The organism is Streptococcus hillyeri (assembly GCF_003686955.1).
Classification (GTDB): Bacteria; Bacillota; Bacilli; order Lactobacillales; family Streptococcaceae; genus Streptococcus; species Streptococcus hillyeri.
Map to the genome: position 1 here is coordinate 34,487 of NZ_RCVM01000009.1, position 24,772 is coordinate 59,258.

Below are 24,772 nucleotides of genomic sequence, written 5' to 3' on the forward strand. Positions count from 1 at the left end.
TTTTTCTTTTTGGGAAAATAGCAGAGCAAAAAAATGTCAAAAAAATTTTACATTTTTTGTAAAACACGCTTGATATTTTATGTAAAGCAAGCTATACTTATTTTGTAAAGCAAACTTGACAAAAAGGAGATAATCAAGATGAAAAAGCTAACAGAAAAAAAGATTCTATCAGATGCTAAGCAAACTCTATTTGCAATACCAGTTTTATTAGGATTTTTTCTGTGGCAAGCTATCCAAAGCAATGACTGGATTTTATTTATAGTAATGACAGTTTTGTTAGTTTTAGCAGATGGTTATAAAAATACTCGTTTACTATTAGATAAAACCTATCGTAAGCGATACCTTATTAAAAAGAATGATGAACGAAATGTTCAGGTTGAGAATCTCACTTATCGAAAAATGCTGCAAATCCTAATGGTTGGAGGAGTCTTTCTTTCTGGAACTGTTTTTGGCTATTTATATGATGAACTAACGGTAGAACAAAGAGGGCTGATTGTACTAGTCATATTTGGATTTAGTTTAGCGATTTTTGGACTGTTTCATGCAATCAAATATTATTATTCACGTCAACTTTGATAAAAAAGAAAGGAACGTTTAGGTGTAAACGAGGGATTGATATGCTTAGAACCTTAAGGTGTGATTATTATGGAAACTAAAATTCAAGAGCTAAGAAAAGCTCAAAAGCTCAGTCAGGCGGAGTTGGCAGATGAGATGGAAGTCACCAGACAAACCATCATCTCCCTTGAAAAAGGTCGCTACAATGCCTCACTAGAGCTAGCCTATAAAATTGCTAAATTTTTTGGAAAAACCATCGAAGAAGTCTTTATCTTTGAAGATTAGGAGGAAATGAAAGATGAAAAAAATGTTTAATCTATTTATTATTGGTATTGCGATGGGAATTGTACTTTATAGTATTTGGGAGAATTTGCTCGGCTTAGTGATATTAGCCGCTGTTGCCATTTTTGGTCTTAAGAAATTACGTGATAGTGGAAAAGCCATCGAAGAAGTTTTTATATTTGAGGATTAGGAGGACATGAGAAATGAAAAAACCATTTAAAGAAACTATTATAATGATGGGAATTGTTTTTGGAGCAAGTCATGCGATTAGTGACTATACACTACTTCAACGTATTGGAATGGTGATAGTAGCGGGTCTTGTTTATTTTACGGGACAAGTCGTCATGAAACAGTTACGCCAAGCAAATTAAGGGAGAGTTAATCGTGTTAAACATATTAAATGATGTCTTACAAAACTTTGGAAAACAACAGCCCAAAGAGCGTTTTAAAAAAGAGATGGCTGCAAAAGCAAAATTTGGGATGGTATTTAGTTTACTGGTCTTCCTATCGCTTTTTCGCTTATCATTAAGCTCTTACACGCTAGGATTTTTAATAGGTATAGCCATTGGTGTCTTGTCGCTCAGTCTAAGAGTTCTTATCTTAGTCGGAAATGAGAAGTCCTTTAATCGCTATTACATTTCCTATTATGATGAGAGGAGTCGTCATATCAGAAATTTAGCAGCGCAGCTAACCTTTGCCCTATTAGTTTTATTTATCATGATTCTTATCGTCTTGTTTGCTTTTTGGCAGGTAAAACTAGACTATCATACCTTGCTGGTTGTGCTATTATTTACCACATTGTTAGGTCAAACAGTGATTAAGGCTATTTTAGACAAATTAATTTAAAAATAACTGCCTAATACTCATCCAAAATCAAAATTAGCATTTTAGAACTTCTAATATTATTGATAGACCACCGAACGAAGTGAGGTTAAAACGTTTCTTTCGCTATAGTGGTATTCTTATTAGTGAAACTGTCCAGTGGACAGTTTTAGCCCAAGCTCAGAAATAAAAAAGCGAGGGTAATTTGCCTGATAAGAACGGACTTTTTGAGACTTAGGCTCAAAAAGTAGCAATGAAACTCCATAGGAGGTTGCTTGCGTCCGCACATTTAAGAAAGAAACAAAAAAGTAATTTTTGATGTTTGTTAAGTATAAAATAGTCATTCAAGATAAAAAACTGACATTTCAGGACAAAGGTGTTTAAAAAGGTGATAGGTATTATATACTAAGGACATCAAAGGGACAATACAAGAAAAGGGGAAACTAATGAAAAAGACGGTTATAACTTGGTTGTTGGTGTTAGTCGTATGTGCGATTCAATTGAGCATCACTTACTTGGTAAGAGAAGGAGTTCTAGGAGATGTGGCATTTTATAGCATGACAGGTTTTATCATTGCTCTAGTAGCATTACTGCACAAGAGGACTAACAAACAAAACTAAGGATAGTTAATGGAGGGAATAATTATGGTGATTAAGGCATCAAACTTAACAAAGCATTTTGGAACACAAGTGGCTTTGGATAAGATTTCATTTGAGATTGGGAAAGGCCAGATTTTTGGTTTCCTTGGTCCTTCTGGTTCAGGAAAGACCACGACCATCAACATCTTAACTGGTCAGTTGTTGGCGACAGAAGGTTCGGCAGAGGTTTTTGGAAAAGCTGCGCAGGCTTTAACATCAGATGACCTAGCGAAGATTGGTATTGTCAGTGATGTCAGTGGCTTCTATGAAAAGCTGACGCTTTATAAAAATATGCAGGTTTACGCTAAACTTTTCGGTGTGAGTAATGAACGTGTGGATGACTTGCTTAAAGCCGTTGGCATTTATGAGTCAAAGGATAAGCTAGCTGAGAAATTATCAACAGGGATGAAGCAACGCATGCTGTTGGCGCGTGCGCTCATCAATCAACCTGAGGTGCTGTTCTTAGACGAACCAACTAGTGGACTTGACCCGTCAACGTCTCGTGTGATTCATGAGTTATTGTTGGATTTAAAAGCGAAAGGAACAAAGATCTTTTTAACAACGCATGACATGCACGAAGCAACGCTACTTTGTGACAATCTAGCCCTCCTTCACCAAGGAAAACTCGTCGAAACAGGTAGTCCAGCAAGTCTTATTAAGAAATATTATACTGACAAAAAAGTGGTTGTTGCTTATCAAGATGGTAGCACGAAAGAAGTTGCTTACCCAGACCTAGCCACTTTAGAGCTTAATGCTATCGAAACCATTCACTCATGTGAACCAACCTTAGAAGATGTCTTTATCACATTGACAGGAGGTACCTTAAATGTTTAAACAACTGAAAGCCCTGCTTTGGAGCAGAAAAGAACTCCTTTTAGCGAATAAGCAAAATTCTATTGCCCTATTATTTCCTTTGATTTTTACGGCAATTTATAGCTTTATGTATAAGGATATGCCTGATGGTAATCAATTTATCTTCATGTTTACGACAGCGACCTTATCTGGAATGGTAGGAATGATTCTTCCCATTACCGTTTCAGAAGAAGATGAGAAGCATAACCAACGCAGTTTACTGTTGTCTGGTGTGACTTATGAAGTGTATCTCCTAGCGAATATCATCATTCCTTTAGTGGTCATTATTCTTTATTTACTGACCTTACCACTGTTACTGAGAGTGGGTTTGACTAATTGGTTGGCTTATTTAGCGGTTAATATTGTGACTAGTTTTGTGATTTTAACCTTATATATGATTGTCGCTCTGCTATGTGACACCCAATCAAAAGCGAGTCTAGCAGCAATGCCAGTCATGTTTGCGACCATGCTTTTACCAATGTTAGCAATGGGTGATGAAGGACTTGCTAAAATGATTCATTATACCCCACTAGGTGCTTATACAAAATGGAATGTCGAGGGTGCTGAGTATGTCTTGACAGACAAAACCTTCCTCATCTTACTAGTATGGCTAGTGCTGGCGCTTCTTATCGCTGGGGCTTTAATCAGACGTAAAAAAGTGAAAGAATAGGGGAATATAATGACAAAAACAATTACCAAATCTTTAATTTCTGGACTAATTGCGTTAGGTTTATTTTTTGGCATTCAATTTGCCCAGCTACCAATTTTTTACTTCCTTGAGCAAAATAAGGAGTCGGCATTAACAAGCATGCAGTCGCTTATTGCCATAGGTGCTTATTTGACTTTGATTGTCATAACATTGATCATAGGTATTTATGCAAAAGTAATAGATTTGAAGCATAAGTTAAATTGGAAATATTTAGCACTTGCTATTTTTGCAGGAGAGGTGGCAATCTTTGCCTTCAGTTTGATTGCGGTTATTATTAAATTGATTATGGGAGATGCTGCTGTTGCTGCTAACCAAGAAATCGCCAATGATTTGATGCAACAAGTACCGATGGTGCTCATGGTTATAATGCTAATCCTTGGGGCACCAATTGTTGAAGAGAGTATCTTTAGAGGGTTTATTCCAGAGATGTTTCCTGAAAAATGGCAATGGGTAGGGCTTCTCATTGGTGCAGTGTTATTTGGGCTCATTCATAATCCAACAGATTTAGGAAGTGTGATTCAGTATGTTAGCATGGGAATGGTGTTTGCTCTTGTTCGCTATTTTGGGAAACGTATCGAATACAGCATTATCCTACATGCGATACACAATGCACTTGTATTGGCAACTATGATTAGTCAATTAAAATAGCATGATTATTCCTACAGGGGTTGGGACATAAATATCTCAACCTTCTATTCTTAATGGTATTAACAGATTGATGCAGTGGTTGATTGGAAGTCCTAAACCCTTGCTACGCAATCGTTAGCGGCCATCCTAATCAACTGTGCGGAGGTGGGACGACAAAATCGAAATCGTCATTTTTTGACGATTTAACGATTTTTGTCCCACTCTCCTTTTCTTGTCCTAGTACCTGTAAAAATGATTACAATCTGAAACTGTAGACCCCATATCGTGTGGTGTAAAATGATAAGAGTGTGTCAGACGATCATTTGTATTGGAAATTCAACCAGATTGATGGGTTATATTGGGGATTAGAGTCCTGTTAAAAACTTATTTTCAGGTTAAACTTCTTAGCATTAGCTTAAAATGCGACTGGAAGGTTGATGGAAATAAACTCCTATACGAATGTGATGAACGTCGTTCATTTTATATCCAACCTCTAAAGGTCTCTCAGACCTTAACGATTGTGGGGAATGAGAGTGGGAGTTTCTCAAGATCTTGGGTTTGAAAATAAGCAATAGAAACTCCGTTAGGAAGGTTTTTTAAGATGGTTCTGTCAGTTTTATTACCCCTTTTTAGCATCTAAACTATTAAGAAAAGAAACGAAAAGTAATCTTTGATGATGTTGAAATATTAAAACAATCTTTAGATGATATGATTTTTCTAAAGATAATCTTAAGATTTCATAAATTATGTGAAGTTCTATTGACAGTATCAATTCTTTTTTGTACGATGTAACAAAAAGCGAGAGGGATACAATCAAATGATTTTAAGACAGGTGATGGAAAAGGGAAAACTTCTATTACTGACAGTAGCGATACTGTTTATGACTTTTCCGGAAGTCTATATTCCAAATGCTTGGTGGACGGGTCAAAGTTGGCAACCCTTATTAGCCTACGGTCTCTATGCAATGACTTTAGGTTTACTTAGCGCATTGATTTTTTGGGTTATTAGGCATTATAAGGTGAGAGCCTTTAGTTTAGAACATTTTCAATGGCGCTATTTAGGCTATGTTGTGATTGGTTATGGCGTGATGTTTCTGGTAGATTATCTTGGCTTATTATGGCTTTACGCGCTAGGTGAGGTAACAACGGCTAATGAACTTGCCCTCATTGAAGAAGCGGATAAACTACCTATTGTGATTACTGCGATAGGGACAGTTATTTTTGGTCCAATTGCAGAAGAAGTTATTTGCCGTAGCTTGCTGAATAAGCTATTTTTTCCCCATTGGCGGTTTATTGGTATTCTAGCGAGTTCTTTATTATTTGGAGCTTTGCATGGACCAACAAATCTTCCATCGTGGATTATTTATGGTGGTAGTGGATTGATTTTTGCTACGGTTTATGAAATAACAGACGATATAGCCTATCCCATAGCACTTCATATACTGAACAATAGTCTGGTTCCATTATTTTGGTAATTTTGAGTAATGAAAAACCTTGTAGATTTCTACAAGGTTTTTGCTTTTTCGATGGTTTTGTCAATAGCAGAGCTGGTAGCGTGGGTCATACCCAAGCGTTCTAGTTCCATCAGACCAGCTATAGTTGTACCGCCAGGGCTACAAATCTTGTCAATCAAGTCATGAGGACTATCTGGTCCAGACAAGATAGTCTGAGCGGTTGCTTGAACCGTTTGGGCAACGATATTCAGAGCTAACGATTTTGGAAAACCATTTTTGACCCCAGCTTTTGCAAGAGCTTCGATGAATAAAGCAATGTAAGCAGGACTAGAACCCGCCAAGGCTGTAAAGGTATCGAAGTCTTTTTCAGCAATCTCAAAGGTGGCTCCAAAACTATTGCAGATTTCCTTAGTTACGTCAAGTAAATCTGAGGGTACCTTATCATTGGCGCAGATAGCCGTTGAGCTGGCTAATTGTTGCGCATTGATATTTGGCATGAGACGAATGAGTGGCAAATCAGGATTAGTCAGCTGTGCCAAGCATTTCAAGCTGATACCAGCTGCCATTGATAGGACAGGTTGTTTGAAGGTCAAGGGAGCTAGTACGGTTTCAAATAATTGTGGTTTGATTCCCAAAATGACCAAATCGGCTTGTTCAATCAAGTCTTCATGTGACTGAGCAAAATCAACATGAAGCTGCTTTGCAATTTCCTGAGAACGTGCTAAAGAAGATCCTGAAATGATTAGCTCATGCTCGGTGGTCTTTAAGCCGGTGATAATCGCGCTAGCCATTTTGCCAACGCCAATGAACCCTATTCTCATTTGTAACCTCGGATTGTATCAACAGTTGAACGGTCAAGTCGCTTCACGATAGCTTGTAAGAAAGCTTGTGCTTCTAGGAAATCGTCCATGGCATAAAGCGTCTGGTGACTGTGAATGTAACGAGCGCAGACACCGATAGTAGTTGACGGCACACCACCATTTTTAAGGTGGGCTGCACCAGCGTCGGTACCACCTTTACCACAATAATACTGGAATTTAACCCCAGCTTCTTCGGCAGTAGTCAGCAAGAAATCTTTCATGTCTTTGAGCATGATGTGACCTGGATCGTAGAAGCGAAGGAGGGTACCATCACCGATTTTTCCTTGGTCACCGTAAATGTCACCGGCAGGTGAACAGTCTACCGCAAAGAAAAGCTCTGGGTCAAATTTAGTGGTTGACACGTGTGCTCCACGAAGACCAACTTCTTCTTGAACGTTAGCACCAGCGATAAGCGTGTTTGGAAGCTCTTGACCTTTTAAGTGCTCTAAAAGTTCTGTTACCATAAGGACACCGTAACGGTTATCCCAAGCCTTGGAAATGATGTTTTTCTGATTAGCAGTTAAAATGGTTTCAGATTCTGGGATGATAATATCTCCTGGGCGCACGCCAAAGCTTTCAGCCTCAGCTTTATCAGCAAAACCAGCATCAAAAATAATATCAGCCACACGAGGTATACTAGGAGCTCCGCCATTGCCACGCATCAAGTGTGGTGGAACAGAACCAGAGATAACTGGCAACTTGTCACCTGCTTGTGTGTGGAGAACAAAACGCTGTGAGCTGACAACGAGTGGGTTCCACCCACCGATTTCGACCACGCGGAAAGTACCGTCAGCCTTGATATCGCTAATCATGAAACCAACTTCATCCATATGTGCAGCCACCATGATGCGAGGGGCGTTATCAGCCTTACTGTGTTTGATACCAAAGATCCCCCCTAGGCCATCTGTTTCGACTTCATCAACAAGTGGGGTGATTTTTTGGCGCATAAAGTGACGGACATCGTGCTCAAAACCTGCGATCCCGTGCAATTCCGTAACTTCTTTGATTTTTGAAAATAAATGATTCATTTTGGTCTCCTCAATCTGAATAGTTATGTTTTATTTTATCACTATACGGTCACTTTGTCAGTTTTTTATCGAAACATTAGCGAACTTTCTTCATTCAATTGAGACAAAAGCAGTGCTTTTATGATAAAATAATGATTATGAAACAAAAGAAATTTGCCTTCCTAGCAGGCTTATTAGGGCTAGGTGGTCTAGCAGCTGCTGGGGTAGTTGCCAGACAAAAGCAGTTAGAAAAAGAGCGGCAGCAAATCCTTATGGAAGTGCGTGAGTTTTTTGAGTCCTTTGGAACCATTTCAGTTGTCTATGTCAATGATTTTGAGTCCATTAGGAGGTTGGTGACAGGTGGTGTAGTCTTTGAAGATGGCGTAACCTTTTATTTTAGTTATGATCATGGTGATATTAACTATCGCTTAGAGGAGGATTTGGATAAATGATTATTCCTAAGTCTGTAGAAGAATTGGCAACATATGTCGAGAGTTCTGAGAAAGTCGTTTTCTTTTTCACGGCAGATTGGTGCCCTGATTGCCAATTTATCTATCCAGCTATGCCAGAAATTGAAGCGCAATTTCCAGAAATGACCTTTGTCAGAGTGGATAGAGATGAGCATATTGAACTGGCTCAAACATGGAATATTTTTGGCATTCCAAGTTTCGTTGTGACTCAAGATGGAAAAGAGTTGGGACGATTTGTTAATAAACTGCGTAAGAGTAAAGAAGAAATTATAAGATTTTTAGAGGAGTTAGCATAAGCGGATGATTTTTGCATACAATAAAGAACAGGTCGGAGATACCTTATTAGTTATTTTACAAGATACAGCTGATGTGAAACGGAACGTTGAGCGCCGTGGTAAGGTTGCGCGTGTTTATGCCGAAGCGACAAATGAAACCTTAGCTTGGAATATTTTTGAGGTATCTAGTCTGATTACTGTGGAAGGCAATGGTCAGGTCATTTTGTCAGATGAGGATGTTGCAACTTTAAATCAGGAGCTTTCTAAAGAAGGTTTCAAAGAAGAACTTGTGAATGATGAGGGTCCGTTTTTTGTAGTTGGTCAAATTGTAGAGATGGAGGCACATCCTGATAGTGACCATCTCAATATTTGTCAGGTTAAAATTGCGGAAGACAAAACGATTCAGATTGTAGCAGGAGCGCCTAATGCAGCAGTTGGACTTAAAACGATTGTTGCTTTACCAGGAGCGATGATGCCAAGCGGAAGTTTGATTTTTGCAGGTCAACTTCGTGGAGAAGATAGTTTTGGCATGATGTGTAGCCCGCGTGAGCTTGCTTTGCCAAATGCACCACAGGTTCGTGGGATCATTGAACTAGACGATTCGGCAGTGATTGGTGAGCCATTTGATGTTGCAAAACATTGGAGAGCCTAAGAACAGTTAAAAAATCCGCGAAAAACCTCTATTCTAGGGGTTTTAGCTTTTTCCGAAATATGTTATAATGAAAAAAATATAGAACTTGGAGTCTTATCGTGAAAAAAAGCTATCGCGTCAAGCGTGATAAAGACTTTAAGCTAGTTTTTCAGAAAGGCACGAGTGTCGCTAATCGAAAATTTGTAGTTTATAGTCTTCCAAAAGATCAACCCCATTTTAGGGTGGGTCTCTCAGTTAGTAAAAAGCTGGGCAATGCGGTAGTCAGAAATCGTATCAAACGTAGACTCCGTCACCTAGTCAAAGACTTGTCGCCTCATCTTGTGACGACAGACTTTGTCATCATTGCCCGTAAGGGAGTTGAAACACTGACCTATCAGGAAATGAAAAGTAATCTCGTTCATGTGTTAAAACTTGGAAAACTTTATCAAAATGACCATCAGGCTACTCTCTCAGAAAACAGTTTTGATGAGGCATGACACAAGATTTAATTGTTATCAGGAAGGAAATCAAGGTGAACAGAAAATTAAGATTCAGCGGGTTGATGTTGGCTGGTGGTGTTCTACTCTCAGCGTGTAGTCGTAACCCTCAGGATATGGCTCCTATCACAGCAGAAAGTACAGGCTTTTGGGCTAAATTAGTTTATTTATTTGCGCAGGCGATTGATGGCTTGTCGTTTGGACATATTGGTGTCGGGATAATCCTTTTTACCATTTTGATTAGAACAGTGCTTTTGCCACTGTACAACATGCAAATCAAGTCCAGTCGTAAAATGCAAGAGTTGCAACCAAAGTTGAGAGAGCTACAAAAACAGTATTCTGGTAAGGACAATGAAAGTCGTCTTGCTTTGACGGAAGCTACAAATGCTCTTTACAAAGCAGAAGGTGTCAATCCTTATACAAGCATGTGGCCACTTTTCATTCAACTTCCTCTTATGATTGCCCTCTATCAAGCACTCTTAAGGGTTGAGTTTCTTAAAGAAGGTTCATTTCTTTGGTTCAAATTGGCAGAGCCAGATCACTTGTTTATTCTTCCAGTCTTGGCGGCAGCATTTACCTTCTTATCAACATGGTTGACTAACAAGGGAGTTAGAGAGAAAAATGTTGCAATGACCATTATGTCAGTTGTGGCTCCAATTATGATTTTGATGGTTTCCCTGAACATTGCTAGTGGTGTGTCCCTTTATTGGACCGTGTCAAATGCTTACCAAGTCGTCCAAACCTTACTGTTCAATAATCCGTTCAAACTCATTGCAGAGCGGGAGCAATTGGCGCAAGCCGAAAAAGAAAAAGAAGCTAGGATTCGTCGTGCTAAAAAGAAAGCACATAGACGTAAATAAGGAGAAATTATGGCTATTTTTACAGGAAAAACGGTAGAAGATGCTATTGAAGCAGGGTTGCGTGAGCTAGGTTTGCCACGTATGAAAGCACATATTCGTGTCGTTTCAAGAGAGAAAAAAGGTTTCCTTGGTTTTGGCAAAAAGCCTGCGCAGGTTGAAATTGAAAACATTGATGAGAAAACGGCGCATAAGGCAGATCAAAAGGCTGTAAAAGGCGTACCAGATGAGGTTAACCAACAAAATGCCCCTGTGACAACCAGTCTTGAAGATACAATCGAATTGAGTAAAGTGACTAGTCTCATTAAGGAAATGGAAGCGCGTGGGGAACTTGAGGTTGATCAAGAGGTCAAAGAGCAATTTTTAAACAATAAAAAATCGCCACAAACGATTTTAGAGGAAACAGGTCATATCGAAGTCCTCAAAGAATTGCAAGGTAAGGAACCAGGTGAGCCTCTTGAAGCAGTAGAAGAAGTTGTTTCAGAAGAGTTGACAGAAACGGCTAAAGAAGATGATTTCCAAGCCTTTGTTTCTAGTGAATTTAGTCAAACGGAACAAGAAGAAGTTGTTTCAGAAGAGATTGAGACTGCTGCTAAAGAAGTGGCTGCCTACATTGAAAAAATCATCTATGAGATGGATGTTGAAGCAACCTTGGAAGTGGGCATTAATCGTCGTCAAATCACCCTTCAAATTGAAACGCCTGAAGCTGGTCGTGTGATTGGTTACCACGGAAAAGTTTTGAAATCAATGCAACTTTTAGCACAGAATTTCTTGCATGACCGCTATTCACGTTATTTCTCAGTAGTTCTTAATGTTCATGACTATGTTGAACACCGCACGGAGATTGTCATTGATTTCACCAAGAAAATGGCAAAACGTGTCCTAGAAACAGGTCATGACTATGTGATGGATCCAATGAGTAACAGCGAACGCAAAATCGTCCACAAAACCGTTGGAAAAATTGCAGGCGTTGAAAGCTACTCTGAAGGAGATGACCCTAACCGCTACGTCGTGATTAGTAAACTTCGTTAATAGCAAACTAAGCCAGTTGCAGCTGGCTTTTTATTATTTTATCAGCCTTAGGGCTGATTTTTTCTTAATCAAAATGGTTGGTTAAGCCAAGAAAGAAATAGCTGTGATATAATTTTCTTATGACATTTTTAGAATTATTGAAGAAAAAATTTTTACCTAGCCAATATCAAAAAGAAAAGGCTGAGCTCCAAAGGCAACAAGACGCAGTTGATATGGATATGGCGACTGATGAAGAAGTAGATCAGAATGACGTTGATATTGCTCAGCCTGAGCTTGCTGAGACTGAAGAACCAGTTTCACGCTATAAACGTAGCCGTAACCATCAGCAAAAAGAGGTGAGGAAGCCTGAGTTTTTGAAGCAGGCGGATCGTTTAAAGCTAGCCCCTCAAAATCCTCTGCGTCAATTCTGGCGTCGTTACCATCTTGGGAAGATTGTCTTGATTACCATGGCAGGCTTTGTCCTACTGGTTAGTGGTTATCTTTTTTACCTCGCAAAGACTGCTAAGGTTTCTGACCTTCAAGAAGCCCTCAAAGCGACGACAGTCATTTATGATCGCAATGAGGAATATGCAGGCTCTTTGACTGGACAAAAGGGAACCTATGTTGAACTCGATGCGATTTCTGATGATTTGGAAAATGCGGTGCTGGCAACGGAGGACCGTACCTTTTATGAAAATAAAGGGATTAATTTTAAGCGTACGATTTTAGCAGTGCTGACCCTTGGGAAATCGGGTGGTGGCTCTACCATCACACAACAATTGGCAAAAAATGCTTACCTCACTCAGGACCAAACGGTAAAGCGTAAGGCACGAGAATTCTTCCTTGCACTAGAACTAACCAAAAAATATAGCAAGCAAGAAATCTTGACCATGTATCTGAACAACGCCTACTTTGGAAATGGGGTCTGGGGAGTTGAAGATGCCAGCCAGAAATATTTTGGTACCAGCGCAGCTAATCTTTCTCTAGATGAAGCAGCCACCCTAGCTGGAATGCTTAAAGGACCGGAGATTTATAACCCTTATTATTCTATTGAACAGGCGACCAATCGTCGTGATACCGTCTTACAAGGAATGGTTGAGGCAGGCTATCTCAGCCAAGAAACGGCTGATAGTGCGATGACTGTGGGAATGGGAAACCGTCTGGCAGATACTTATTCTGGAAAAATGGACGATTATAAATACCCTTCTTACTTTGATGCGGTTATCAGCGAAGCGATTGAGACTTATGGGCTGAGTGAAAAGGATATCTTAAATAATGGATATAAAATTTACACGGAGCTTGATCAAAATTATCAAACGGGTATGCAGGCGACGTTGGATAATGATAATTATATTTTTGTTGCAGCTGATGGGCAAACCACTCAGGCTGCCAGCGTAGCCCTTGATCCTAAAACTGGAGGAGTAAGAGGTTTGGTTGGGCGTTCTAATAGTAGTGAGAATGCAGCATTTAGAAGCTTTAACTATGCTACTCAGGGACGCCGTAGCCCAGCTTCAGCTATTAAGCCACTTCTGGTGTACGCCCCTGCTATTGCGTCAGGTTGGAGCATTGATGAGCTCTTGCCAAATACTCGTCGCGATTTTAATGGCTATGCCCCATCAAACTACGGAGGAATTGAGACGGAGGATCTACCAATGTATCAAGCTTTGGCGAATTCCTATAATATTCCAGCTGTCTATACCCTAGACCAAATCGATGTGAAAAAATCCTTCTCCTATGGGAAAAAATTTGGTTTTAATATGTCGGATGTCCCAGAAGAATTAGGAGTAGCATTAGGTTCTAGTATGGCCGTCAGTCCTTTGCAGATGGCGCAAGCTTATGCCACCTTTGCTAATGATGGAGTGATGAATAAGGCGCATCTTATTACTCGAATTGAAACAGCTAGTGGTGAAAAAGTTAAGGCCTATACACCATCAGCTCAACGTGTAGTAAGCAAGTCTGTCGCTGATAAGATGACAAGTATGATGTTGGGAACATTTACTAATGGTACAGCTACTTCGGCGAATGTTTACGGCTATACGATGGCTGGTAAGACTGGCACGAACGAAGCAAGCTTCAACCCAGATGTAGTCAGTGACCAGTGGGTTATTGGTTATACACCCGATGTCGTGATTTCACAGTGGATTGGTTATGACAAGACGGATGAGGGCCATTATATTGTTGATCCTTACGGAAATTCCTCAGCTCTCTTTAGTGCGGTAGCTAGCACGGTTTTACCTTATACACAGGGGACCGATTTTTCGGTGACGAATGCCTACTTTGCTAATGGCATTGAGGCTGTCTATGATGCCTCAGCACAAGACATCCAGGAAGAATCGCGTAGCATTATTGATGATTTGAGAGATTCAGCGACTAAGGCCAAAGAAGACTTAGAAAAAGCTTTGCAAGACTCATCTATTCAGGAGAATGCTGAAAATATTTGGAATAGTATTGTTGATTACTTTAGATAAGTTGCAAAGAGCATGTTAACATGGTATAATGGCAGTTATGGAGGCAGTATGGCACAGAAAAAAGCAAGTTTAGCGTGTGCAGATTGCGGTAGTCGTAACTATTCCATCTCTGTTGGTAGCAATCCAAAACCGACACGCTTAGAAGTTAAAAAATTTTGTAAGCACTGTAAAGGATATACTCTACATAAAGAAACACGCTAGTGGTGATTGAGAATGGGGTAAAACAGTTAGTATTTGAGTTTCGCAGTAGTGCGATAGCTAAAGTTGTTTTATCCTAGGTTTTCAATACCTATTAAAAGTAATATACGGATTTGAATGAACCGTTTAATTTAAATGAGGAGTACAAAAATATTATGTTTATCAAAGGCATTTTTCAAGTTTTGAAAAATACAACTTGGCCAACTCGTAAACAACGTTGGTATGATTTTATCTCAGTTCTTGAATATACCGCATTTTTCACTTTGATCATTTTCTTATTTGACCGTTTGATTTCAGGTGGTCTCTTGAGTTTATTTGATAAATTCTAAGAAAAAGTCTTATAAAATAAGCAGATGTTATGGCTTATTTGGTCAAAACTGTGGTATAATATCAGTAAGACATAGAGCCGCATCGCCGGCTTTTTTATATCGTTTTTTTTCAGGTCTTATGGTACCATCTAAAATTCAAGAAAAACAAAAGACTATAATTATTCAAAGGAGCATGAAATGTTAGATTCATTTGATAAGGGCTGGTTTGTCCTTCAAACTTATTCAGGTTACGAAAACAAGGTAAAAGAGAACCTTTTACAACGCGCTCAGACTTATGACATGTTAGATAATATCCTACAGGTTATTATTCCAACACAAACCGTTAGTTTTGAAAAAAATGGAACAACTAAAGAAGTTGAAGAGAATCGTTTCCCTGGTTACGTCTTGGTTGAAATGGTGATGACAGATGAAGCTTGGTTTGTTGTTCGTAACACGCCAAACGTTACAGGTTTCGTTGGATCACATGGTAACCGTTCAAAACCAACACCACTTTTGGAAGAAGAAATCCGCGCTATTCTCATTTCAATGGGACAAAAAGTGGATATCATTGATACCAATATTAAAGCTGGTGATGTTGTTCAAATCATTGACGGTGCCTTTATGGGACAAGAAGGTCGTGTGGTAGAAATTGATGGTAATAAAGTGAAATTAATGCTCAGCATGTTTGGTACAGAAACACAGGCAGAAGTGGAACTTTATCAAATTGCTGAATTGTAAGTTGGTCTATCTATGATAACAAAAGTGGTTGAGAATTGTCTCAATCTCTTTTTTGTTCGTCAATAACGAACGAATTTTAGAAAAATACAAAAATGATAAAAAGTTATTGACGGTTTCTTAAGATTCTGTTAGAATACTTTTTGTCTAGAATAAGTATCCAAAAGATGTTTCTAGCAAATATACCCCGAGTAAAAAATGCCTACGGACAGGCAGGGGAATGCCGAAGCGGGAATCGTACAGTAATGTTCTGCTCCCATTATTGATTGGGTTAGAAGCCCAAATTTTACAGTTGATGTTAGGAAAGATTCCTAATTCATAGTTATTTTAGTGTGGTGAAAGCACACGTCATCTTGTGAAACGGTCAATAAAGTACGTCATATTTGCACTTGAGAGTAGGAAACATCTAGCCCCAGATACTCATAAAGAAGAAATCAAAACGTGAACAAAAAACGATTGTAGAGCAGGAGCATACCCTGCTCTTTTTGTTTGACAAGAGACAGAAAGAAACGGTTTGGAAAGGCATTTTCAACCGTGAGAAGATGGTAGGAATGGAGAGACAGTGACAAGAAAAAATCAACACCGTGCACCCATTTACGATGGGTTGGTGAATTTACGCAAGAAACGCATTGTTCCCTTTGATGTGCCAGGGCACAAACGTGGTCGAGGCAATCCAGAATTAGTGGAACTCTTAGGCGAAAAATGTGTTGGGATTGATGTCAATTCCATGAAACCCTTGGATAATTTAGGCCACCCCGTGTCGATTATCCGAGAGGCTGAGGAATTGACGGCGGATGCTTTTGGCGCAGCACATGCCTTCTTGATGATTGGAGGGACAACGTCGTCAGTCCAGGCGATGATTTTAGCGACCTGTAAGGCTGGAGATAAGATTATCTTGCCACGAAATGTGCATAAGTCTGCGATCAATGCCTTGGTGCTTTGCGGTGCGATTCCGATTTACATTGAGATGAGCGTTAATCCTCGAATTGGAATTGCTCTGGGCTTGGAAAATGACCGAGTGGCACAGGCTATCAAGGAACACCCAGATGCTAAGGCTGTATTAATCAATAATCCAACCTACTATGGCATTTGTTCAGACTTGAAAGGTCTGACAGAGATGGCACACGCAGCAGGAATGAAAGTGTTGGTTGATGAGGCACATGGTGCCCACCTACACTTTACGGAGCAATTACCGATTTCTGGAATGGATGCTGGCGCTGATATGGCAGCAGTATCCATGCACAAATCAGGCGGTAGCTTAACACAGAGCTCGATTCTTCTGCTTGGACCGGATATGAATGCGGAATACGTGCGTCAAATCATTAACCTGACACAATCCACATCAGCATCTTACTTGCTCATGTCAAGTCTTGATATTTCTCGACGCAATCTGGCTCTTCGTGGCAAAGAATCCTTTGAAAAAGTTATTGAACTGTCGGAGTATGCGCGTCGTGAAATCAATGCGATTGGTGGCTATTATGCTTATTCCAAGGAATTGATTGATGGTGTATCGGTTTATGATTATGATGTGACCAAGTTATCAGTCTATACACAAGGAATTGGCTTGACTGGTATTGAGGTCTATGACCTCTTGCGAGATGAATATGATATCCAGATTGAGTTTGGCGATATTGGTAATATTCTAGCCTACATTTCGATTGGAGACCGTATTCAGGATATTGAACGTTTGGTCGGTGCTTTAGCAGATATTAAACGCCTCTATTCACGAGATGGCAAGGACTTGATTACGGGAGAGTATATTCAACCAGAGGTGGTTATGTCGCCACAAGAAGCTTTCTATGCTAGCCGAGAGAGTGTTAGCCTGCAAGGGGCTGTTGGGTCTGTCTGTGGTGAATTTGTCATGTGCTACCCACCGGGGATTCCTATTTTAGCTCCGGGTGAGCGAGTAACACAGGACTTGGTTGATTACATTCAATTTGCCAAAGACAGAGGCTGTTCGCTTCAAGGAACAGAAGATCCAGATGTTAATGTCATCAATATTATCAAGGAGGGCTGCTAGATGGATATGTGGTTTTCAGAAGTTCACACACCAGATGTGAAATTATCGCTTCGTACCGCGCAGCAATTGTACTCAGGAAAAAGCGAATGGCAAGATATTGCGGTGTTGGAAACACCTGCTTTTGGTCGAATTCTTGTCTTGAATGGGCATGTCCTTTTCTCAGACGCAGATGACTTTGTGTACAATGAGATGGTTGCTCATGTACCGATGGCAGTTCACCCTAATCCTAAAAAAGTTTTAGTATTAGGTGGTGGTGATGGTGGTGTTGCTCAGGTATTGACCATGTACCCAGAGTTGGAACAAATTGATATTGTTGAGCCTGATGAGATGTTGGTTGAGGTTTGTCGCCAGTATTTCCCTGATTTTGCTCAGGGTTTGGACGACCCTCGAGTGAACATTTACCACCAAGACGGTCTGCGTTTTTTGAGAAATTGCGAAGCAGAGTACGATATTATCATCAACGATGCTACAGATCCTTTTGGACATACGGAAGGTTTGTTTACCAAGGAATTTTATGGCAATAGTTACCGCGCACTGAAAGAAGATGGGATTATGATTTATCAGCATGGAAGTCCCTTCTTTGATGAGGATGAATCGGCTTGCCGCAGCATGCATCGTAAGGCTACCCAGTCTTTCCCAATTAGTCGTGTGTATCAAGCGCATATTCCAACCAGTCCAGCTGGTTATTGGTTGTTTGGGTTTGCGTCAAAAAAATACCATCCCATTGAGGATTTTAAAAAAGACCAATGGAAAGAGCGCCAGCTATTTACCGAATATTATACTGCCAATTTACATGTGGGGGCCTTTATGTTGCCCAAGTACGTTGAGGATATTTTAGAAGAGGAAGAAGGAAGAAAATGAGTCGTTTATTAGTTATTGGATGTGGGGGCGTTGCCCAAGTTGCTATCTCAAAAATCTGTCAGGATAGCGATACCTTTCAAGAAATTATGATTGCCAGCCGTACCAAGTCAAAATGTGATGACTTGAAGGCTAAACTAGAGGGGAAAACAAGCACGAAAATTGAAACAGCAGCCCTTGATGCGGATAATGTGGATGAAGTTATTGCGTTGATTAACAGCTATAAACCAGAAGCAGTCTTGAACGTTGCTCTTCCATACCAAGATTTGACCATTATGGATGCTTGCTTGGCAACGGGTGTGCACTATATTGACACAGCTAACTATGAGGCTGAAAATACTGAGGATCCAGAATGGCGTGCCATTTATGAAAAACGCTGTGAGGAACTTGGTTTCACAGCTTACTTTGACTATTCATGGCAATGGGCTTACCAAGAGAAATTCAAGGAAGCTGGTTTGACTGCTCTACTTGGTTCTGGTTTTGACCCAGGTGTGACGAGCGTTTTCTCTGCCTATGCTTTGAAACATTATTTTGATGAAATTCACTACATTGACATTTTGGACTGTAATGGTGGTGACCACGGTTACCCATTTGCGACAAACTTTAACCCTGAAATCAATCTTCGTGAGGTTTCAGCACCAGGTTCTTATTGGGAAGATGGTAAATGGGTTGAAGTAGAGGCGATGTCAATCAAACGTGAATATGATTTCCCAGAAGTTGGTCAAAAAGACATGTACCTTCTTCACCACGAAGAAATCGAATCTTTGGCTAAAAATATTCCAGGTGTGAAACGCATTCGCTTCTTTATGACCTTTGGTCAAAGCTATCTCACTCACATGAAATGTTTGGAAAATGTTGGTTTGCTTCGTACAGACACAATCAACTTTAATGGACAAGAAATCGTCCCAATTCAATTTTTGAAAGCCTTACTTCCCGATCCAGCCAGCCTTGGCCCACGTACGGTTGGTAAGACAAATATCGGCTGTATCTTTACTGGTATCAAAGATGGGGTTGAAAAAACCATCTATATCTACAATGTTTGTGACCACCAAGAATGCTATGCAGAAGTGGGTTCTCAAGCCATTTCTTACACAACAGGTGTGCCAGCTATGATTGGAACAAAATTAGTGATGGACGGTACGTGGAAACAGCCTGGCGTCTTTAACTTGGAAGAATTGGATCCAGACCCATTCATGGAAGCTTTGAACAAATACGGACTTCCGTGGGTAGTGGTTGAAAATCCTCAATTGGTGGACTAATGAGATTGGAACAAGTCCCAACGCCTTCTTATGTCATTGATGAAGGGCAGTTGGAAAAGAATTTACAGATTTTGGCGCGTGTTCAGGAGGAAGCAGGCTGTAAAGTTTTATTGGCTCAGAAGGCTTACTCCCTTTATGCGACTTATCCCTTGATTAGCCGTTACCTTTCTGGAACAACAGCCAGTGGGCTCTATGAAGCTCGTTTAGGACGTGAAGAATTTCCTGGGGAAGTTCACGTTTTTGCTCCAGCTTTTAAAGACAGTGAGATTGATGAGGTTTTGGAAATCTCAGACCACATCGTCTTTAACTCGGAGCGCCAGTTGCGCAAGCATAGTGATAAATGCAGAGCGGCTAACGTTAGTGTCGGTTTGCGGATCAATCCAGAGTGTTCAACGCAAGGTGACCATGCCCTCTATGACCCATGTGCCTACGGTTCACGCTTTGGCGTGACGATTGACAAGTTTAATCCAGAGGTGATGGATTTGGTGGATGGTCTCCATTTCCATACCCTCTGTGAGCAAAATTCCGATGACTTGGTCACAACCTTGGCAGCAGTTGAGGAGAAGTTTGGACAGTATTTGTATCAAGTCAAGTGGTTGAATTTTGGTGGTGGTCACCATGTGACGCGTGAGGATTATGATGTTGACTTACTGATTTCTGAAATCAAGCGCATCAAAGCCAAGTACGATGTGGACGTTTATATTGAACCGGGCGAGGCTATTGCCCTTAATGCTGGTTATCTGGCGACAGAGGTCTTGGATATCGTCGAAAATGGGATCAATACTTTGGTTCTAGATACATCAGCGACCTGTCACATGCCAGATGTTTTGGAAATGCCGTATCGTCCTCCACTTCGCAATGGTTTTGAGGCTAATGAAAAGCCCTTTACCTATCGCCTGTCTTCAAATACTTGCTTGACAGGGGATATTATCGGTGATTATAGCTTTGAAAAGCCTGTCGAAATCGGCGACCGCCTTTACTTTGAAGATATGGCCATCTACTCTTTTGTTAAAAATAATACCTTTAACGGTATTGGACTACCAAGTCTCTACCTTATGGATAAGAATGGGGATTGCCGTTTGATCAAAGCCTTTGGCTACGAAGATTTCAAGGGGAGGTTATCTTAATGACGTCACCGAAACAATTAGGCTTTCGCATGCCTGCTGAGTATTATCCTCACCACGGCACCCTGATGATTTGGCCAACAAGACCTGGTTCGTGGGCCTATGATGGAAAAGGTGCTAAGGAAGCCTTTACGCGTATCATGACAGAAATTGCCAATAGTGAAAAGGTGTACTTGATTGTGGATGATGCCCACCGTGAGGAAGCAAAATCCTATCTAGGAGATGCGGTTACCTACCTTGATATTCCAAGTAATGACGCTTGGGCGCGTGATACGGGGCCGACAATCTTGACCAATACACAAGGTGATAAATTGGCACTTGATTGGGAATTTAACGCTTGGGGCGGTGATTTTGACGGTCTTTATCAAGACTATCAGGAAGATAATTTGCTAGCGGATGCCGTGGCTCGTCATCTGAATATGCCTATTTATAATGCTAAACCTTTTGTGCTTGAAGGCGGAGCTATTCACACAGACGGTCAAGGAACCTTATTAGTGACAGAGTCTTGTTTGCTCAGCCCAGGGCGAAATCCTGAATTAACCAAGGAAGAGATTGAAGAACGCTTAAAAGAATTTTTAGGAATGGAAAAGGTTATCTGGTTACCATACGGCATTTACCAAGATGAGACGAATGAGCATGTGGATAATGTTGCAGCCTTTGTTGGCTCAGCCAAGGTTGTCCTTGCTTGGACAGATGATGAAAATGATCCTCAATATGCCATGTCATTAGCTAATCTTAAAGTCTTAGAAGCAGAAACAGATGCCAAAGGACGCCCGTTAACGGTTTATAAAATGCATATTCCAGATAAAACTCAGGTCATTGATGAACATGATTTGCAAGGTTATCAATTTGCTGAAGGGGAAGACGAACGTGAAATTGGAGAACGTCTTGCAGCTAGCTATGTGAATTTTTACATTACCAATGACGCTGTGCTTGTTCCTCAATTTAATGACTCTAAAGACAAGTTGGCCTGTGAACTTTTGCAAGAGTTGTTCCCTTATCGCCGAATTGTAGGTATTCCAGCACGTGATATTTTATTAGGTGGGGGAAATATTCACTGTATCACCCAGCAAATTCCATTGTAGAGAAAGGAAAATGATGAGACATGTAACCGTTGCTGCCATTCAGATGCAGTGTCAGCTTGATGTGGCTGAAAACATTAAAACAGCAGAGCGTTTGGTTCGCCAAGCAGCAGAGCAAGGGGCGCAGATTATTCTCTTGCCAGAATTGTTTGAACGTCCTTATTTCTGCCAAGAACGCCAGTATGAGTATTACCAATATGCTCAATCCGTAGAAGAAAATACGGCTATTTTACACTTCAAACCAATTGCTAAAGAGTTGCAGGTGGTTTTACCGATTAGCTTTTATGAGAAAGATGGTAATGTCCTCTATAATTCCATTGCTGTTATTGATGCGACAGGTGAGGTGTTAGGTGTTTACCGTAAGACCCACATTCCAGATGACCATTATTATCAAGAGAAGTTTTACTTCACTCCAGGAAATACTGGTTTCAAAGTTTGGGCTACACGCTATGCCAAGATTGGGATTGGCATTTGTTGGGATCAATGGTTCCCAGAAACAGCACGAAGCCTTGCTTTAAACGGTGCAGAATTATTATTCTACCCAACAGCAATTGGATCAGAACCTATTTTGGATACAGACAGTAAAGATCACTGGCAACGCACCATGCAAGGTCATGCTGCAGCTAATATTACACCAGTTATTTCAGCTAACCGCTTTGGCGTGGAGCATGTGACGCCATCTGTGGAAAATGGTGGACAGGAATCGAGCTTGAATTTCTACGGTTCGTCCTTTATGACAGACGAGACAGGAGAAATATTAACTGTTGCTGAGCGTGAAGGAGAAGCGGTTCTTATCGTAACTTACGACCTTGACAAAGGTGCCAATGAGCGTTTGAACTGGGGGCTCTTCCGTGACCGACGCCCAGAGATGTATGGCAATATCAGTCAATAAATGAGGAGGCTACGGCCTTCTTTTTAACCATTTTTTTGGAAATTTTGTTATAATAATCACCAAAACCATGAAGGAGGATAGGGAGATGACTGTTGGATTGGTATTGGAAGGTGGCGGTATGCGTGGACTTTATACCGCTGGCGTTTTAGATGCGTTTTTGGATGCAGGAATCAAAGTTGATGGGGTTGTAGCTGTATCTGCAGGTGCTCTTTTTGGTGTTAATTTTCTTTCTCAGCAAAAAGGCAGAGCTCTTCGTTATAACAAGCGTTTTATCAAAGATAAAAATTACATGGGATTTCGTTCTTGGGTGAAAACAGGAAATGTTGTCAATAAGGATATGGCTTACTATAAAATTCCTATGGAATTAGATAAATTTGACCAGGAAAGATTTGCTCAGTCAGGGACTCCTTTTTATGTGGTTACAACTGATATTGAAACAGGCAAACCAGATTATATTAAAATTGATGATGTTTTTGAACAAATGGAAGCCCTTCGTGCCAGCTCTGCTTTGCCCCTAGCCAATGAAATTGTCTCTTATAAGGGGAAAAAGTATTTAGACGGTGGTCTTTCGGATTCGATTCCCGTAGATTTTGCGAAAAGTTTGGGTTTTGATAAGTTAATTGTGATTTTGACGCAACCACTGGATTATCGAAAGAAGTCTTCAAGTGGCAGACTTTACAGACTTTTTTATCAAAAATATCCTAACTTTGTGGCAGTGGCTTCAAAACGTTATCAGCATTATAACACTCAGGTTGAAAATATTATTCAGATGGAAAAAGAAGGACAGTTATTTGCTATTCGTCCAAAAGAAGCCCTAAAAATAGGTCGTCTCGAAAAAAATCCTGATAAATTTGATGAGATTTATGGACGTGGTGTCGGTGATGGTGAGAAAATCATTCCAGCTCTCAAAAACTATTTAGGATGTTAAAGGCATAAATTAACTTAATTTTCTGAAAAATATCTTGGAAAAGCATTTTTGAAGTGGTATAATAGAAACAATTTTTATACTGAAATAAAAAAACAAGCGGATGAATTCACTATGACCAATATCGGATGTTGTGATAAAAGAATCTGAGTTTGCTGGAAGTATAAATTGGAATAAGAAAGGAGATAGGTCGGGGTGTGTCTTTGGTTAGCGAGGAACACTTTCAAGGAAAGTAGCGCTGTTGTGTGTTAATGGCCCTATTTTTTGACCTAAAGATTAAGCGATGGCTATTCATCAAAAATCTGCGACGATTGACGTTGCTAAAGTAAAAGAATTATCAAAATTAGAAGGCCAGTTTTTGGCTGATAAAATAGCACGTGATGAAGAATTATCACGTATTATAAAAGGGGAAGATGACCGTATCCTTTTAGTGATTGGGCCTTGTTCGTCAGACAATGAAGAGGCAGTCTTGGAATATGCTAAGCGCCTATCTGCTCTCCAAGAAAAGGTCAAAGACAAAATCTTTATGGTGATGCGTGTCTACACGGCTAAACCACGCACCAATGGTGATGGCTATAAAGGATTGATGCACCAGCCAGACACCTCAAAATTACCAGATTTAATCAATGGTATTGCTGCGGTACGTAATCTTCACTACCGTGTCATCACTGAGACAGGGTTAACCACAGCAGATGAGATGCTCTATCCATCAAATCTCAGTTTGGTTGATGATTTGGTGTCTTACCATGCGATTGGTGCACGTTCTGTTGAAGATCAAGAGCACCGCTTTGTTGCTTCAGGAATAGATGCTCCAGTTGGGATGAAAAATCCAACCTCTGGAAACCTCAATGTGATGTTCAATGGCATTTACGCCGCTCAAAACAGTCAGAATTTTATTTTCCAAAATGCTGAGGTTGATACAGATGGTAACCCACTTGCCCATGTTATCCTTCGCGGAGCGGTGAACGAGCATGGCGAAAACGAGCCAAACTATTACTACGATATTTTGTTGAAAGCTATTACCCAGTATGAAAAAATGGGATTGGTGAATCCATTTATTGTGATTGATACCAACCACGATAATTCAGGCAAGCAGTATTTAGAACAAATTCGTATTGTCCGCCAAACGCTTATCAACCGTGATTGGAATGAGAAAATTCGTCAATATGTTCGTGGTTTCATGATTGAGTCTTACCTCGAAGATGGACGCCAAGATAGTCCAGAAATTTTTGGTAAATCTATTACAGACCCATGCCTAGGTTGGGAGAAAACTGAGGAACTTGTTCAGGAAATTTATGCGACTTTATCAAAGTAGTGGTATAATAGAAAGAAAGCTAGCTTAGGCTGGTTTTTCTTT

General features: G+C 40.3%; 30 protein-coding genes. 28 read left to right on the plus strand and 2 right to left on the minus strand.

Annotated features, from left to right (window positions below; translation table 11 throughout):
• Positions 1-138 precede the first annotated feature (138 nt).
• The 10 genes from EAF07_RS05580 (at position 139) to EAF07_RS05610 (ending at position 5,959) form a co-directional block, all read left to right on the plus strand.
• The gene (locus EAF07_RS05580; protein WP_121835481.1) at positions 139-576 is read left to right on the plus strand and encodes a hypothetical protein; all 438 of its coding nucleotides are present in this window, start codon (positions 139-141) and stop codon (positions 574-576) included.
• 69 nt (positions 577-645) lie between these two features.
• The gene (locus EAF07_RS05585; protein WP_121835483.1) at positions 646-840 is read left to right on the plus strand and encodes a helix-turn-helix transcriptional regulator; all 195 of its coding nucleotides are present in this window, start codon (positions 646-648) and stop codon (positions 838-840) included.
• Between the two features lie 22 nt (positions 841-862).
• Positions 863-1,027 carry a Sec-independent protein translocase family protein gene (locus EAF07_RS10600; protein WP_183121659.1) on the plus strand — a complete coding sequence of 55 codons (165 nt, stop codon included), beginning with the start codon at positions 863-865 and terminating at the stop codon, positions 1,025-1,027.
• Between the two features lie 13 nt (positions 1,028-1,040).
• Positions 1,041-1,208, plus strand: coding sequence for a hypothetical protein (locus tag EAF07_RS10605; protein ID WP_183121660.1), 168 nt, complete (start codon positions 1,041-1,043; stop codon positions 1,206-1,208).
• Between the two features lie 13 nt (positions 1,209-1,221).
• Positions 1,222-1,683: a hypothetical protein gene (locus EAF07_RS05590; RefSeq protein ID WP_121835485.1), complete on the plus strand. Its 462-nt coding sequence runs from the start codon at positions 1,222-1,224 to the stop codon at positions 1,681-1,683.
• 422 nt (positions 1,684-2,105) lie between these two features.
• A complete protein-coding gene (locus EAF07_RS10610) occupies positions 2,106-2,279 on the plus strand; it encodes a hypothetical protein (RefSeq protein WP_183121661.1) in 174 nt (57 codons plus the stop codon).
• A 24-nt stretch (positions 2,280-2,303) separates the two neighbouring features.
• The gene (locus tag EAF07_RS05595; RefSeq protein ID WP_183121662.1) at positions 2,304-3,131 is read left to right on the plus strand and encodes an ABC transporter ATP-binding protein; all 828 of its coding nucleotides are present in this window, start codon (positions 2,304-2,306) and stop codon (positions 3,129-3,131) included.
• On the plus strand, positions 3,124-3,819 hold the full coding sequence (locus tag EAF07_RS05600) for an ABC transporter permease (protein WP_121835489.1): 696 nt from the start codon (positions 3,124-3,126) through the stop codon (positions 3,817-3,819). Before EAF07_RS05595 ends, EAF07_RS05600 begins: the two co-directional genes overlap by 8 nt.
• Before the next feature lie 9 nt (positions 3,820-3,828).
• Positions 3,829-4,506 (plus strand): CPBP family intramembrane glutamic endopeptidase, encoded by a 678-nt coding sequence (locus tag EAF07_RS05605; protein WP_121835491.1) that lies wholly within the window; start codon positions 3,829-3,831, stop codon positions 4,504-4,506.
• 796 nt (positions 4,507-5,302) lie between these two features.
• A complete protein-coding gene (locus tag EAF07_RS05610) occupies positions 5,303-5,959 on the plus strand; it encodes a CPBP family intramembrane glutamic endopeptidase (protein WP_121835493.1) in 657 nt (218 codons plus the stop codon).
• A gap of 29 nt (positions 5,960-5,988) precedes the next feature.
• Here EAF07_RS05610 and proC read toward each other — a convergent pair whose 3' ends face one another.
• Together proC and pepA are read right to left on the minus strand one after the other, a co-directional pair.
• Positions 5,989-6,759, minus strand: a complete 771-nt coding sequence (gene proC, locus EAF07_RS05615) for a pyrroline-5-carboxylate reductase (RefSeq protein ID WP_121835495.1) — start codon at positions 6,757-6,759, stop codon at positions 5,989-5,991.
• A complete protein-coding gene (pepA, locus tag EAF07_RS05620; protein ID WP_121835497.1) occupies positions 6,756-7,826 on the minus strand; it encodes a glutamyl aminopeptidase in 1,071 nt (356 codons plus the stop codon). The genes proC and pepA overlap by 4 nt, the downstream gene beginning before the upstream one ends.
• A 131-nt stretch (positions 7,827-7,957) precedes the next feature.
• Here pepA and EAF07_RS05625 point away from each other — a divergent pair, with 131 nt between their 5' ends.
• From EAF07_RS05625 to EAF07_RS05710, 18 genes are all read left to right on the plus strand, one after another.
• Positions 7,958-8,257, plus strand: coding sequence for a DUF4651 domain-containing protein (locus EAF07_RS05625; protein ID WP_245962699.1), 300 nt, complete (start codon positions 7,958-7,960; stop codon positions 8,255-8,257).
• The gene (locus tag EAF07_RS05630; protein WP_121835499.1) at positions 8,254-8,571 is read left to right on the plus strand and encodes a thioredoxin family protein; all 318 of its coding nucleotides are present in this window, start codon (positions 8,254-8,256) and stop codon (positions 8,569-8,571) included. The genes EAF07_RS05625 and EAF07_RS05630 overlap by 4 nt, the downstream gene beginning before the upstream one ends.
• Positions 8,572-8,575: 4 nt before the next feature.
• On the plus strand, positions 8,576-9,202 hold the full coding sequence (gene ytpR, locus EAF07_RS05635) for a YtpR family tRNA-binding protein (RefSeq protein WP_121835501.1): 627 nt from the start codon (positions 8,576-8,578) through the stop codon (positions 9,200-9,202).
• A gap of 98 nt (positions 9,203-9,300) precedes the next feature.
• Positions 9,301-9,678, plus strand: a complete 378-nt coding sequence (gene rnpA, locus EAF07_RS05640; RefSeq protein ID WP_121835503.1) for a ribonuclease P protein component — start codon at positions 9,301-9,303, stop codon at positions 9,676-9,678.
• Positions 9,679-9,695: 17 nt separating this feature from the next.
• A complete protein-coding gene (locus EAF07_RS05645) occupies positions 9,696-10,538 on the plus strand; it encodes a YidC/Oxa1 family membrane protein insertase (protein ID WP_425452093.1) in 843 nt (280 codons plus the stop codon).
• Between the two features lie 9 nt (positions 10,539-10,547).
• Positions 10,548-11,567, plus strand: a complete 1,020-nt coding sequence (jag, locus tag EAF07_RS05650; protein ID WP_121835507.1) for an RNA-binding cell elongation regulator Jag/EloR — start codon at positions 10,548-10,550, stop codon at positions 11,565-11,567.
• Positions 11,568-11,686: 119 nt separating this feature from the next.
• A complete protein-coding gene (gene pbp2a, locus EAF07_RS05655; protein WP_121835509.1) occupies positions 11,687-14,014 on the plus strand; it encodes a penicillin-binding protein PBP2A in 2,328 nt (775 codons plus the stop codon).
• A 48-nt stretch (positions 14,015-14,062) separates the two neighbouring features.
• A complete protein-coding gene (gene rpmG / locus EAF07_RS05660) occupies positions 14,063-14,215 on the plus strand; it encodes a 50S ribosomal protein L33 (RefSeq protein WP_121835511.1) in 153 nt (50 codons plus the stop codon).
• Positions 14,216-14,364: 149 nt separating this feature from the next.
• Positions 14,365-14,541 carry a preprotein translocase subunit SecE gene (gene secE / locus EAF07_RS05665; protein ID WP_121835565.1) on the plus strand — a complete coding sequence of 59 codons (177 nt, stop codon included), beginning with the start codon at positions 14,365-14,367 and terminating at the stop codon, positions 14,539-14,541.
• Positions 14,542-14,718: 177 nt separating this feature from the next.
• Positions 14,719-15,258 carry a transcription termination/antitermination protein NusG gene (gene nusG, locus EAF07_RS05670; protein ID WP_121835513.1) on the plus strand — a complete coding sequence of 180 codons (540 nt, stop codon included), beginning with the start codon at positions 14,719-14,721 and terminating at the stop codon, positions 15,256-15,258.
• Between the two features lie 559 nt (positions 15,259-15,817).
• Positions 15,818-17,275: an aminotransferase class I/II-fold pyridoxal phosphate-dependent enzyme gene (locus EAF07_RS05675; RefSeq protein ID WP_121835515.1), complete on the plus strand. Its 1,458-nt coding sequence runs from the start codon at positions 15,818-15,820 to the stop codon at positions 17,273-17,275.
• Positions 17,276-18,136 carry a polyamine aminopropyltransferase gene (gene speE / locus EAF07_RS05680; protein WP_121835517.1) on the plus strand — a complete coding sequence of 287 codons (861 nt, stop codon included), beginning with the start codon at positions 17,276-17,278 and terminating at the stop codon, positions 18,134-18,136.
• A complete protein-coding gene (locus EAF07_RS05685; RefSeq protein ID WP_121835519.1) occupies positions 18,133-19,392 on the plus strand; it encodes a saccharopine dehydrogenase family protein in 1,260 nt (419 codons plus the stop codon). Before speE ends, EAF07_RS05685 begins: the two co-directional genes overlap by 4 nt.
• A complete protein-coding gene (gene nspC, locus EAF07_RS05690; RefSeq protein WP_121835521.1) occupies positions 19,392-20,519 on the plus strand; it encodes a carboxynorspermidine decarboxylase in 1,128 nt (375 codons plus the stop codon). Before EAF07_RS05685 ends, nspC begins: the two co-directional genes overlap by 1 nt.
• Complete coding sequence (gene aguA, locus EAF07_RS05695; protein ID WP_121835523.1) at positions 20,519-21,601, plus strand: agmatine deiminase; 1,083 nt, start codon at positions 20,519-20,521, stop codon at positions 21,599-21,601. Before nspC ends, aguA begins: the two co-directional genes overlap by 1 nt.
• A 13-nt stretch (positions 21,602-21,614) precedes the next feature.
• Entirely contained in the window at positions 21,615-22,490 is an 876-nt protein-coding gene (aguB, locus tag EAF07_RS05700; RefSeq protein WP_121835525.1) for an N-carbamoylputrescine amidase, read from the plus strand.
• A gap of 85 nt (positions 22,491-22,575) precedes the next feature.
• Complete coding sequence (locus EAF07_RS05705) at positions 22,576-23,418, plus strand: patatin-like phospholipase family protein (RefSeq protein ID WP_121835527.1); 843 nt, start codon at positions 22,576-22,578, stop codon at positions 23,416-23,418.
• A gap of 280 nt (positions 23,419-23,698) precedes the next feature.
• Positions 23,699-24,730 carry a 3-deoxy-7-phosphoheptulonate synthase gene (locus EAF07_RS05710; protein ID WP_121835530.1) on the plus strand — a complete coding sequence of 344 codons (1,032 nt, stop codon included), beginning with the start codon at positions 23,699-23,701 and terminating at the stop codon, positions 24,728-24,730.
• Positions 24,731-24,772: the final 42 nt, after the last annotated feature.